Annotated in this window: 11 protein-coding genes; 7 read left to right on the top strand and 4 right to left on the bottom strand. The window is 65.4% G+C overall.

Features of this window, described 5'->3' with window-relative positions; genetic code table 11:
• The first annotated feature begins 269 nt into the window (after positions 1-269).
• On the top strand, positions 270-1,157 hold the full coding sequence (locus B1400_RS05995; RefSeq protein ID WP_095613521.1) for an ABC transporter ATP-binding protein: 888 nt from the start codon (positions 270-272) through the stop codon (positions 1,155-1,157).
• A 77-nt stretch (positions 1,158-1,234) separates the two neighbouring features.
• Positions 1,235-2,893, top strand: a complete 1,659-nt coding sequence (locus tag B1400_RS06000; RefSeq protein ID WP_235607354.1) for an FtsX-like permease family protein — start codon at positions 1,235-1,237, stop codon at positions 2,891-2,893.
• A gap of 479 nt (positions 2,894-3,372) precedes the next feature.
• Here the strand turns inward: B1400_RS06000 and B1400_RS06005 are convergent, their stop codons facing one another.
• Positions 3,373-4,317, bottom strand: coding sequence for an AEC family transporter (locus B1400_RS06005; protein ID WP_095613522.1), 945 nt, complete (start codon positions 4,315-4,317; stop codon positions 3,373-3,375).
• 707 nt (positions 4,318-5,024) lie between these two features.
• Complete coding sequence (locus tag B1400_RS09950) at positions 5,025-5,228, bottom strand: hypothetical protein (protein ID WP_235607355.1); 204 nt, start codon at positions 5,226-5,228, stop codon at positions 5,025-5,027.
• A 7-nt stretch (positions 5,229-5,235) separates the two neighbouring features.
• On the opposite strand from B1400_RS09950, the gene dapE reads away from it, so the two are divergent.
• On the top strand, positions 5,236-6,369 hold the full coding sequence (gene dapE / locus B1400_RS06010; protein ID WP_235607356.1) for a succinyl-diaminopimelate desuccinylase: 1,134 nt from the start codon (positions 5,236-5,238) through the stop codon (positions 6,367-6,369).
• 439 nt (positions 6,370-6,808) lie between these two features.
• Here dapE and B1400_RS09700 read toward each other — a convergent pair whose 3' ends face one another.
• Complete coding sequence (locus B1400_RS09700; RefSeq protein ID WP_157909648.1) at positions 6,809-6,976, bottom strand: hypothetical protein; 168 nt, start codon at positions 6,974-6,976, stop codon at positions 6,809-6,811.
• A gap of 496 nt (positions 6,977-7,472) precedes the next feature.
• Here B1400_RS09700 and B1400_RS06015 point away from each other — a divergent pair, with 496 nt between their 5' ends.
• Positions 7,473-10,004, top strand: a complete 2,532-nt coding sequence (locus B1400_RS06015; RefSeq protein WP_407641076.1) for an Rne/Rng family ribonuclease — start codon at positions 7,473-7,475, stop codon at positions 10,002-10,004.
• 586 nt (positions 10,005-10,590) lie between these two features.
• Positions 10,591-11,538, top strand: a complete 948-nt coding sequence (locus tag B1400_RS06020; RefSeq protein WP_095613525.1) for a myosin/kinesin family protein — start codon at positions 10,591-10,593, stop codon at positions 11,536-11,538.
• A 268-nt stretch (positions 11,539-11,806) separates the two neighbouring features.
• Here B1400_RS06020 and B1400_RS06025 read toward each other — a convergent pair whose 3' ends face one another.
• The gene (locus B1400_RS06025; protein ID WP_095613526.1) at positions 11,807-12,010 is read right to left on the bottom strand and encodes a hypothetical protein; all 204 of its coding nucleotides are present in this window, start codon (positions 12,008-12,010) and stop codon (positions 11,807-11,809) included.
• Between the two features lie 123 nt (positions 12,011-12,133).
• Here B1400_RS06025 and B1400_RS10160 point away from each other — a divergent pair, with 123 nt between their 5' ends.
• Positions 12,134-12,247, top strand: a complete 114-nt coding sequence (locus tag B1400_RS10160; protein WP_095613527.1) for a type II toxin-antitoxin system RelE/ParE family toxin — start codon at positions 12,134-12,136, stop codon at positions 12,245-12,247.
• Positions 12,248-12,252: 5 nt separating this feature from the next.
• The gene (locus B1400_RS06035) at positions 12,253-12,534 is read left to right on the top strand and encodes a helix-turn-helix transcriptional regulator (RefSeq protein ID WP_235607357.1); all 282 of its coding nucleotides are present in this window, start codon (positions 12,253-12,255) and stop codon (positions 12,532-12,534) included.
• Positions 12,535-12,689 lie beyond the last annotated feature (155 nt).

Consider the following 12,689-nt stretch of genomic DNA (forward strand, 5'->3'; position numbering starts at 1 on the left):
ATGCGGTGTGGAAAGGTGCTGATAATCCACAAAAAGCGTTGATATTCCACGAAAGGTGTCGATGGTCCACGAAAGGTGTCGATAGTCCACATTGGTGGGCGTACGTCGCGGGGCGTGCTGTCGTCATGGGCTGGCACCTGTGGATGGCACTCGCGGGCCGGGTGCAATCGTATGCGTCATCCTTAAGGCTGAGATATGCGCGGGTCGCGCGGCGAAGTCATTCCGATGCATGATGGTCGCGCCGTCGTCCCGGCCATACTGTGGCAAACATGAACGTACAGAACCCGTCACAGCAATTCAGCGTCAACGATGCGCCGTCGGCGAAGCAGCCGCGCGCCGTGCACACGCAGCCGGGGGCGCCGACGCCGGTGCTCCACGGCATCGACCTCGTCATGGACTACAACGCGACATCCCGCAGCACGATCCAGCCGGGGCAGCCGCCGGCGCTCAACCATGCCAATTTCCTCGTCGGCGAAGGCGAGCGCGTGGCGATCATGGGACCGTCGGGATCGGGCAAGTCGACGCTGCTGCATGTGCTCGCCGGCATCACGAAGCCGACGACCGGCCGCGTGATGTTCCGCGGCGCCGACATCGATCGCATCAGCGAGGCCGAACGCACACGATTGCGCCGTCAGGCCTTCGGATTCGTCTTCCAGTCAGGGCAGCTGCTGCCGGAACTGCCGGCCGTCGAGAACGTCGCGCTGCCGCTCATGCTCTCCGGCATGCCGTACCGCGAAGCGACCGATCGCGCGCTTTCCTGGCTGGACCGCATCGGCCTGCGCCATCTGATGTTCAGCCGACCCGGCGAGATGAGCGGCGGCCAGATGCAGCGCGTCGCGATCGCGCGTGCGCTGTGCGTGAACCCGGCGATCATCTTCGCCGACGAGCCGACCGGCGCGCTCGACCAGAACACCGGCCGCGACGTCATGCAGCTGCTGATGGCGGCGGCGGCCGCGAACAACGCCGCAGTCGTGCTCGTCACGCACGATCCGAACATCGCCGCCTTCTGCGGACGCACCGTCCATATGCGCGACGGCATCGTGCTCGACGCGGCGAACCAGCGGATGGGCGGCGCGATGCCGGCGGCCGTCGGCGCCGTCCCCGTCGGTCCGGGCTCCTCATTCCCTCGCAATCCTTCGCAAGGAGTCGCGCGATGAACACGTTTGCCCTCTGGAGACTGTTCCACCGCGGTTCGTTCGGCATGTCACGATCGCTGCGCACTGTGCGGCGGGACATGCGATCGGACGCACAGCCGACGGCGAATGCGGCCGTGCCGGATATGGCGACGGCGAATATGCAGCCGGCGACCACGGTGTCGGAGCAACCGTCGCCAACATCGGCGGACGGCGCCGCGGGCACGGCCGCGACGGCCGCGTCATCGACGGCGGATACGGCGACGGCGCGCGCCTCGGACATGACGCGCGCGCCGCAATCGATCGCGAGCGGGGATACAGCTGTCGATTGCGCGGCCATTGATGCCGCGGCCGTCGAACCAACGTCCACGGCGGACGCGCAGCCCGTGCGTGCGCGTCGTCGCGGCGACGGCGACTTCACCGGGATGCTCGCCGTCATCGCCTTCGCCGCCGCGACGGCGATCTTCCTCACCGTCCTCGGCGGTCTGCACGGCTTCATCTGGCGTGCGTCGCCCGACCATACGGTGGGCTGCATGTTCGATGCGGCGCGCTGCACATCGCACGCGAACGTGAGCGCTGACGGCGAGTTCTATGTGACGCTCGCGATCTTCGCGTGCGTGCTGCTCATCGTCCCGTTCACGACGCTCGCCGGATCGGCGGCCAGATTGGCGGCGACCCGGCGCGACGAACGTCTCGCGACGCTCAGGCTCGTCGGCGCGACGACGTCGCAGGTCACCCGTCTGACGGCGTTCGAGGCGGTCAGCCAGGCGGTGCTCGGCGCGCTCATCGGCATCGGCGGATACTTCGCGATCATGCCGCTCATCATGATGCTCACATTCGAGAACCGCCGCTTCACGTTCGAACAGCTGTGGGTCGGCCCCGTCGCGCTCGTCGGCACCGTGGCCGGCGTCGCATTGCTCGCGCTCGTCTCCGCGCTGCTCACGCTGCGCCGCGTCGCGATCACGCCGCTCGGCGTCACCGCGCGTCAGGGCTCGACGCTGCCGAGCGGATGGCGCGCCGTCATCTTCGTCGTCGTGCTCATCGGCGGATTCATCATGCTCAACAGCCTGCAACTGTTCGCGCAGGTCGGCAGGATCGTCGTCTACGCGATCGCCTTTGGCATCATCGGCGGCTGCTTCATGCTGCTCAACCTCATCGGTTCGTGGATCGTGACGGCCGTCGCGAAAACACGCGTCCGCCGCCCGAAGAACGCGGCCGTCATGATCGCGATGCGCAGGATCCTCGACAATCCGAAACGCGCGTGGCGCAACGTCTCCGGCATCGCGCTCGCCGTGTTCATCGCCGGCATCACGTCGGTGTGCGGCATCCTCGCCGCCGGTGACAACGCGGACGCCCGAGCCGTGACGCTGATGCACGACATCGCGCTCGGAGGCACGCTGACGCTCGTGTTCGCGGCCGTGCTCGCTGCGGTCAGCTCGGGCATCATGCAGTCGGCGAACGTGTACGACCAGGCGGCGGAATACCACATGCTCATCCTCGAAGGCACCGACGCGCGCACATTGCGCCGGGCGCGGTTCAGCGAAGTGCTCACGCCGCTCAACACGGTCATCATCGTGGCAGCCGGATGCTCGATGTTCCTGATGCTGCCGCTGCTGGGCTCCGCGCTCACCGCGCCGGCGGTGCTGCTGCGGCTCGTGTTCGGCATCGCGCTGTGCTATGCGCTCGTCAGCGTCGGCGCCCTGTGCGCGAACCGGACGGCGGCGCGCCTCGACACAGTCAGCCGTCGCCGCGACGACTGAGCATGCGGCATCGTGCGCCGCATGCCGTTCGTGAATGGTGTGACGGCTTGGTTTCCGGTAGCTCCCCGCCGGCGAACGGTTGCGTATCCGAGACGGAGGATGGCGCATATGGGTTCCCATTGGGACGAGCATGAAGCCATGACGGGGCGATGAAGGTGTGCCGTCGGGGATTGAAGGTGTTAGTTTCGGCGCCGGCGAGGCTATCTGCGTTGAGGGAGTGCCTCTTCTCCGGAAACCGCGAGTATCGGGTTATGGAAACGTTCAAATAACGCCATTGGCAGCATCATGTACTCGGCTGGATTCGAGAAGAGGCACTCCCTCAACGCAGATAGCTCTGCCGGGGGGGGGCGGATGCTGGCCGATATCGGCCTCGATAATCCGGCTACCAGGGTCGGAGGTGCCGCGTTGGGCTGCGTTGGTCTACGGGGAGCAGGCCTTCACATGTCCGGCGCCGGCTGTGCCCGGCCCGCTTCGGGGCATCAGCTCAGGATTGCCGCGATGATCGCGATGAAGATCGGGCTCGTCACCGTCGAGACGAGGATGCCGTCGCGTGCGAAGGTGAGGCCCACATTGTAACGCGCCGCGTAATTGTAGACGTTCTGGCCGGTCGGCAGCGCGGCGAGCACGACGCACGCGTACAGCACCGGGCCGCGGAAGCCCATCACGAAGTAGGCGAGCAGGAACGCGATGATCGGCATCATGACGTTCTTCAGCACGGCGACGGTGACGATTGCCGGACGGTTGCTCTTGTTCTGCATCGGTTTCGTACCGTGCAGCGACATTCCGAAGGCCATCAGGATCATCGGAACCGCGGACGCGCCGATCATGCTGATCGGGTTGCGGATGTAGTCGGGCACGACCGCGAAACCGAACTGCGCGTTGAGCACGGAGACGAGGATGCCGAGCACCGTGCCGATGAGCAGCGGTTGGTGCAACGGCTGCTTGAGGATCGTCTTCGCCGAGACCTGGCCTTTCGTCGTCGCATCGAGCACCGTCAGGCCAATCGGCGTGAACACCGCCTGCTGCATGACGAGGATCGGCGCGACGAGCGCGGGGTTGCCGAGGATGTAGGTGGCGATCGGCAGGCCGATGTTGTTCGAGTTCAGATACAGGGAGTTGAGGACGCCGATCGTCGCGTCGGGCGCCTTCAGATGGAAGAAGCACGCGTTGAGGATCAGGAAGACGACGCCCACGGCCACGGCCGAGAAGAACGCGACGAAGATCGACGGGTGGAAGATCTCGCCCATTTTCTCATCGGCGAGGATATCGAACATCAGGCAGGGGCTTGCGACGAAGAAGCTCAAGCGGTTGAGCACGTACTGCGCCTGTGGGCCGCCGATCTGCATGCGCGCGGCGACGTAGCCGACCGCGATCACGATGCCGATGACGCAGAATCCTTCCATCGCGCTGATCAAGCCCGTCATGACGCTCCTTTACTCGTGTGCTTCGCTGTGCTTCCGTTCATGTGCTCGTGTGCCCAACTCAGTGTGTCACCTCCCGCCCACATTGTGCGCCATTCGTTTCAAAACGGGCGCGCGCTCGCGTCCCGTTCCGTCGCATGCGCCGACGTTTCGGGACGTGGGGCCTGATTGTGTCCCGTTCCGTCGGTGCCGTCGATGAGCCGGGACGCTGAGAGGCCGGTTCGTGGGTGTTTTCGTCGACCGTGGCGGTGCTTCGGCACGCGCAGCGTCCCGTTCCGTCGCGCGTGCCGAGGTCCCATCCCGAAAAGGGACCTGTTTCCGTCCTGTTCCGTCGATTCCGTCGATGAATCGGGACGCAAAGGAGCCGTTCCGTGGGTGGCTCCATCGGCCCTGTCGATGGTCCGTCCCGTAGCGTCCCGTTTCATCGTGCACGTCGGCGTTCCGAGACGCGGAGAGGCTTGGTTTCGTTCCGATTCGTCGCGCGCGTCGATGGATTGGGATGCTAGGGAGTCTGTTTCCGTCCCGGTTCGTCGCGCGCTTTGATGGATCGGGATGCTAACAGAGCTGTTTCCGTCCCGTTCCGTCGATGTCACCGACAATCGCGGACGCCAGAAGGCGTGGCGCGCGGTGCTGGCGCCCCTATGCCCGCACTGCGGGCGCGACGGCTGTAGAGTTGGCTCAGCTGTTACGATATGTGCGAACAAAACCTACTACGAATCCTTCTTGTATCTGGAGATTTCGATGACTTCCAACTCCGCATCCGCCACTTCCGCATCCAATGGACCGGCCTCCACTGCCGCGACCATATCGGCGCCGGCCTCTGCGGCCCCCGCCGCATCCTCCACCGCGACTCCAATCCCGCCTGCGTCGGCGATTTCGATCGATCCGGCCGCGAGCGACCAGCGGAACCTCAACGATCTGATGGAGCAGGTGATGGGCGTGTACTCGGTGAGCGACGACGAGGGGCCGCTCACGGACATGGTCGAGGCGTTCCTGCGCGCGCAGCCGCATCTGACGGTGCGCCGCCACGGCGACACGCTCGTCGCGTCGACGGATTTCGGCAAGGCGCATCGCGTCGTGCTCGCCGGACACTTGGACACGGTGCCGGTCATCGACAACTTCCCGCCGCTGTGGCTCGAACCCGGCGACCCGCTGATCCGCGAGGACGTCGCCGCCGACCATCCGTCCGAGCGCGTAATCTGGGGGCGCGGCGCGACCGACATGAAGGGTTCGGATGCGGTGCTGCTGTTCCTCTCCGCCACATTGACCGACCCGAAGTACGACCTGACCTTCGTCTTCTACGACCATGAGGAGGTCGCCGCCGAGAAGAACGGCTTGCGCAAGGTCGTCGAGGCGCATCCCGATTGGATCGTCGGTGATTTCGCGATCATCGGCGAACCCACCGATTGCGGCATCGAGGGCGGTTGCAACGGCACGATGCGTTTCGACGTCGTCGCGCACGGCGTGGCCGCGCATTCGGCGCGCGCGTGGATGGGCGACAACGCGATCCACAAGGCCGCCGAGATCCTCAACCGACTCAACGCCCGTGAGAACAAGGCGATCGACGTGGACGGCCTGACCTACCAGGAAGGGCTCAACGCGACGTTGATCTGCGGCGGCAACGGTACGAACGTCATCCCCGACGAGTGCCGCGTCCATGTGAACTACCGTTTCGCCCCGGACAAGACGCTGACGGAGGCGAAGGCGCTGATGATGGGTGCCGATTGCGGCGCCGAGCTCGGCAACGGCGAGCATGTCGCGACCGGCGGCGTGTTCGAGGGCTTCGGCATCGAGATGAAGGACGAGTCGCCGTCCGCGCGTCCCGGCATGGACGATCCGCTCGTGCAGTCGCTTGTCGAGCTCGTGCGCGAACGCACCGGCCGTGAGCCGTTGGCGAAGCTCGGCTGGACCGATGTGGCGCGTTTCTCGCAGCTCGGCATCCCCGCCGTCAACCTGGGCGCCGGCAGCCCGCTGCTGGCGCACAAACACGACGAACAGCTGCCCGAAACCGACCTGACGCTCATGGCCGGCATCCTCACCGACTGGCTGAGCTGAACCGCGCGTCCCGTTTCGTCGACCCCGTCGACGTTCCGGGACGCAAAGCCGACTGTTTTCCGAACCGTTCCGTCGTCCCCGTCGACGGATTGGGTCGCGGAGAAGTCAGATTGCGGGTGATTTCGTCGCCCGCGTCGATGTGATGGCCCGCTGAGGAGCTGGTCTGCGGGTGGTTTCGCCGGTCGCGTCGACGGCTCGACCCGCTGCGGGTGGGGTTGTCGGCTGGCTTGATGGATCGCCCCGCAGCAGAGCCGGTTCGCGGGTTGGTTCGCCGGCCGTGCCGATGGTTCGCCCCGGAACGTCCTGGTTCGGAGCCCGGTTCGATGGGTTGTCCCGCGAGGAGGCTGGTTTGCGGGTGAGGTCGCCGTCCGCGCCGAGGATCTGTCCCGTGGACGTCCCGCAGCCGTCCACGCCGTCGCCCGTTGGACCATGAGTTGTGTCATACTGAGACATGGCGGTTTTCTGCAAAAATCGCCCAGCAACCGTTGGCGTTGATCCCCTCGCGTTGAACCCGGAAGAACGGGATCGCAAACCGCGAGCGCAGGTGTCCGCCATCGCTTGAATTGACTTTTGGATTGCCACCAGCGTGCGCGACCCGCGCGGCCATAGTGAGAGTATGGCGTGAGAACGCATGGGGCCAGGACGTCTGCGCCGTGATTGCAGCATGGCGCGCCGCTAGGAGCATTGTGCCCGATTTGACTGATGATTTCGTCGCGAACGAAACCTCCGCATCGGCGGAGAAGACCACTGAACATACCGTCGCGCAGCCGGCGCCGCGCCGTCGCGGCCGCCGCGTCGTGCGTGACGCCGGCGCCGCGAACGCCTCCGTCGAGCTCAAGGTGGAGGAGCACGCGCCGCTGTTCCGCGAGCCGAGCGTGCCCGCGCTGCCCGCGTCGAAGCCTGCGCCGTCGATCACCTCGTCGCAGGACGACAAGGATTCCGCTGACGGCGAACCGAAGCAGCGTCGCCGCCGCACACGCGCGACCTCGACGTCGTCGCGCGGCCGTTCCTCGACCGCAGCCGTCGATGCGCTCGACGACTTCATCGATGACACCGCCGACCATGAATCCGCCCGCGCGTCGCACCGCCGCGCGTCGAGGCCGATGACGTCGCTGCTGTTCCAGGAGCCCGTCATCCCGCAGCCGGGCGACGACGAGTCCGACCGCCCGTCCCGCCGCTATGCGGCCGATGATGACGAGGACGAACCGGCGCCGCGCCGTCGTTCCCGCCGTGCATCCGCGGCCGAGGACGACGAGCCGTCGTCGCGCCGCCGTCCGCGTCGTGCATCGTCCGCCGATGAGGACGATGACGACGAACCGTCGACGTCGTCGCGCCGCTCGCGCAGGGCGAAGTCGCAGGACGATGGCGAGGAATCGCCGTCGCCGCGCAGCCGCCGTCGTTCGCGCCGCACGACCGACACGCGCGACGACGACGCGGCCGAGACCACCGAGGCCACCGAAGCGGGCGAGGAGACAAGCGTTCGCGACTATCCCGACGGTGACGAGGAGATGACGTCGTCGCGCCGCCGTTCGCGCAGGTCGAACCGCCGCCTCAACGCGCAGGAGCGTCGTGCCGCGGCCGAGGTCGAGCAGATCGAGGAGGACCTCGTGCTCGACGACATCACGTACGCGCCGATCGACGATGCGATCGCGCGCAACGCGAAGAAGAAGGCCGACGACGAGGACGACGAGGACGAGGAGACGCCGATGCGCACGCGTCGCCGTCGCCGCTCGCGCCGCTCGCAGGACGCCGACGCCGAGACGACCAAGTCGAACGACAAGAACGACGACGGGGAAAGCGGAAGCCACGACGAGGACGACGAGGAGGCGACGGTCACGCGTCGCCGCCGTCGCCGCCGCGGCGGCAAGAACGCCGAAGAGGAGACGACGACGCACCGCTCGCGCAAGCAGCAGTACATCGACGAGATCACCGACGTCGAAGGCTCCACGCGTCTTGAGGCGAAGAAGCAGCGCCGCCGTGACAACCGCCGCGAACGCAGCCGCCAGAACCAGCTGCTCGAACAGGACTTCCTCGCGCGCCGCGAAAACGTCGACCGACTGATGGTCGTGCGCCAGCGCGACCGCCACACGCAGATCTCGGTGCTCGAGGACAACGTGCTCGTCGAGCATTACGTCTCCGACATCCAAGAGGTCGCGACGGTCGGCAACATCTACCTCGGCCGCGTGCAGAACGTGTTGCCGAGCATGGAGGCGGCCTTCGTCGACATCGGCCAGGCGCGCAACGGCGTGCTCTACGCGGGCGAGGTCAACTGGGACACGACGCGTCTCGAGGGACAGCCGCGCCGCATCGAACTCGCGTTCCGTTCCGGCGACCCGGTGCTCGTGCAGGTGACGAAGGATCCGATCGGCCACAAGGGCGCGCGTCTGACGAGTCAGGTGACGCTTGCGGGTCGTTTCCTTGTGCTCGTGCCGTCGGGCGGCATGACCGGCGTCAGCCGCAAGCTGAGCAGCCGTGAGCGCAGCCGGCTGAAGTCGATCGTCTCGAAGGTCGCGCCGAAGGACATGGGCGTCATCATCCGCACGGCCGCCGAGGGAGCGTCCGAGGAGGCGATTGTCAAGGACATGGAGCAGCTCGCGCACCAGTGGGAGCAGATCCAGAAGAAGTTCGAGGAGTTCCGCCACGGCAAGCGGCCGAAGCTGCTGCAGGGCGAGCCGGATATGGCGATCCGCGTCGTGCGCGACATCTTCAACGACGACTTCCGCAAGATGATCGTCGAAGGCGACGGCGTCTACGAGCGCATCGAGCAGTATCTCGACACGATGGCGCCCGACCTGAGCTCGAAGCTGGAGAAGTGGGATCCTGCCGAGCATGAAGGCAAGGACGTGTTCGACAAGTGGCAGATCGACTCGCAGCTGCGCAAGGGCATGGAACGTCAGGTGTACCTGCCGTCCGGCGGCTCGATCGTCATCGACCGCACCGAGGCGATGACGACGATCGACGTGAACACCGGCCGCTTCATCGGCCGCGGCAAGTCGCTTGAGGAGACGGTGACGCGCTGCAATCTCGAAGCGAGCGAGGAGATCGCGCGTCAGCTGCGACTCCGCGACATCGGCGGCATGGTCATGATCGATTACGTCGATATGGTGATGCCGGCGAACCGCGACCTCGTGCTGCGGCGGCTCGTGGAGTGCCTCGCGCGAGACCGTACGAAGCACCAGGTCGCCGAAGTCACGTCGCTCGGCCTTGTGCAGATGACACGCAAGCGCATTGGACAGGGTCTCGTCGAAGCGTTCTCCGAGGAATGCCCGACGTGCAAGGGGCGCGGATTCATCGTGCATGACGAGCCGACGATCTCCAGCGACTACGACGACCCGTACGCGCTCAAGGGCGGCGACCCGTTCGTCAAGACGAACAAGCACGGCCACGGCAGCGAAGCGCACGGCGGCTCCGGCTCGCATGGTGCGCATGGTGCGCATGGTGCAGGGCGCGGGACGTCGTCCGCGCGTGGCGCGTCGGTGCCGCAGGGGTCGTCCGACGCCGTCAAGCAGAAGCTCGCGCAGATCGCGGCGGCGGCCGTGGCGGCGACGAACGCCGAAGAGGAGATCCACGACGCGCTCAACGACGCAGAAACCCTCGAGGTGCAGATCGAACACATCGAGGAGAACGAGGACTAGTCCTCCGCGGGCGGCTGGTTGTCCGCGCGTGTATATGTAGTCTGAACGGCCGTGGGTGGAGGCTGACGCTTCCGCCCACGGCCGTTCTGTGTTTTCGGTGGGCCGTTTTGTGGTTTGGACGCGGTCTTCGGTCGCTCCGCTTCGTGTGTTTCTGTGCGCGGATGGCGGCTATGGCCGCGTTGCGATTATCCGGGGTGCGGTGTGCGGCGCGGATGTTCGCTGGGTTGTGCGGTTGCGAACAGGTTGGGTGCGGGATGTGCCGAGGTGGTTCGCTAATGGGCGCGGTTACGATCGTCCGGGGTGCGGCGTACGGCGCGGGTGTTCGCTGGGTTGTGCGGTTGCGATCATCAGCGGTGCGATATGTGGCGGGGATGTTCGCTGAGGTATGCTGTTGCGATCAGATTGGGTGCGCCGCTCGGCGGAACGGTTCGCCGGGGAGGGAATGTGGACAACGGGGGCGTCCGTACACAGGTGCCGGCGCAGGTGGCGGCGTGGTGTGGTGAGCGGCTAGCGTATGGGCTCACATCCCGTCGATGGAGTGCGGGGGAATGCGAGGAAAGGAGCCATCATGCGCAGACATGCGGCAATGGAGCAGCAGCTGGATGAGGCGGAGGCGGCCCGCAGATGCCTGCACGCCACCGATAACGGGGTGCGGCAGGCGTTGATGCGTCGGCGCAGGGCGGGTGAGATCGTGTCGCCGATGCCCGGATTGTTCATACGGCGCACGACCTGGGAGGCGTTGACGCCGATCGAGCAGATGTGCCACCTGGTTCGCGGTCTCGCGCAGATTCATCCCGATTGGGTCTTCGGCGGCGTCGCCGCAGCATGCATACTCGGCTTGTGGATCGACTACCACACGGTAAAGGAGGCGCTGCGAAGTGGCAAGGTCGACGTGATGTGCACGATGCGCAATGGGAAAGGAGACAGCCGCCACATGCACCGCATCCGCTCGGGTGCCGGATCGTGCATCCGCGTAGATGGCGTGAAGGTGACGACGCCGGAGCGGACGGCGGCCGATTGCGCGCGGATGCTGCCGTTCGACGCCGCGATGCAGGTCGTGTGCTGCGTGCTGCACAACGGTGTGGAACTGACGTCGATCATCGGATGCGCGGCGCATAACGGCGAGATAGGCAAGGCGCCGCGGGCCGTGTTCCAATATGCGACACCGCTTGTCGAGAATGGCGGCGAGGCGAAGGCGCTGGCCCGATTCGTCCAATGCGGGTTCGCGGTGCCGCAGATGCAGGTGGTTTTCGTCGATCCGCAGACCGGGCGCACCTACCGCGTGGATTTTCTGTGGCTCTGCACCGATGGCGCGATCATCGTCGTCGAGCTCGATGGGCTCGTCAAGTACACCGATCCGCAGATGACGAAGGGGCGCTCGCTCGGCGGCATCATCGACGACGAACGCGAGCGGGTCGAGGGCCTGAAGCGTGCCGGCGTCCATACCGTGGTGCGCATCCGGATGGAGGACCTGAACAATACGGCGATGCTGCAACGGAAACTGCGCGAAGCCGGGGTTCCCGTACGTCGGTAACGGGTTCTGCGGGTCGATTTGGCGATCATGCCGGTGCGGTCTCGCAGCCGACATGATCGCAACCGTCGGCGCTTGCGATCATCGTAGGGGAGGTCTGCGTGCGAGATGTTCGCTAGACCAGTCCGCCGCGATTACGGCGGGTGCAGATTGATGCAGAGACGTTCGCTGAGAGACCTGTCTGCGATCGTCCCGGGTGCAGCCTGCGCCGTATGCGTTCACTGGGGCGGTCCGTTGTGAACGAGATGGGTGCGGATTGATGCGGAGACGTTCACTGGGACGGTTCGTGGCGATCACGACGGGTGCAGATTGACGCCCATGCATTCGGCCGGTTGGCCTGTGTCGGACCGCTTGCCTTGCGGGCTGCATGTAGTTCGTACAGGCGTATGTTCCGCCGCAGCTGGGCGACGGCTTGTGCGTTTTCCTCCGGCGTGATGTCGTGGTCACGCGCGAAGTCCCCGATCGTATAGCTCATTGCTGTTCCTTTCCTCGCTGTTACAACCATGTGATGTAGTTGGCTTCCCCTTGAAGCCGGAGAGCATGTTAGCCCTATGACTGCTGGATTGGAAAGGCGCCTTGAAGTCGGGTTGGACCACCTGTGCTTGGATGCTATGTCATCACACACGGCTTCACCAAGAAAACGCAGAAGACGCCGCCAAGTGAAATAAGGAAAGCGGAAGCAATCTACGAACTTTACAGGAAGAAAGGATGAAACTCATGCCTCTGACCAGTTTCGATGACCTGCTGCGTGAGCAGCTTGAAGAAGACCCGCAGGTGGCACGACTGTATGAGCAGGAATGCCGCAGCCTCGACGCGGCGGTCGCGGTGTCCCAAGCAAGACGGCAGGCGCATTTGACACAAGACCAGCTCGCGGAACGAAGCGGACTGAGCCACAACACGATTATCCGCATCGAACGTGGCCGCACCAGCCCATCCATGAAGACACTGGATCGAATCGCCCGCTCTATGGGCAAAAAGGTGCATCTCAGCATCAGCTAACCCAATACCTGTGCTGCGCGTAAGGTGCGGCACAGATATACGGAAACACATATAAGCGGTATGATGCCGCACTGTAGATGCGCCAGATCCGCGAAAAACGATGCGGGGAACCAGCCTCCAATGGGAGGTGTTCCCCGCATCTCGAATCCTCCGGT

The sequence above is a fragment of the Bifidobacterium italicum genome, assembly GCF_002286915.1.
GTDB classification, from domain to species: Bacteria; Actinomycetota; Actinomycetes; order Actinomycetales; family Bifidobacteriaceae; genus Bifidobacterium; species Bifidobacterium italicum.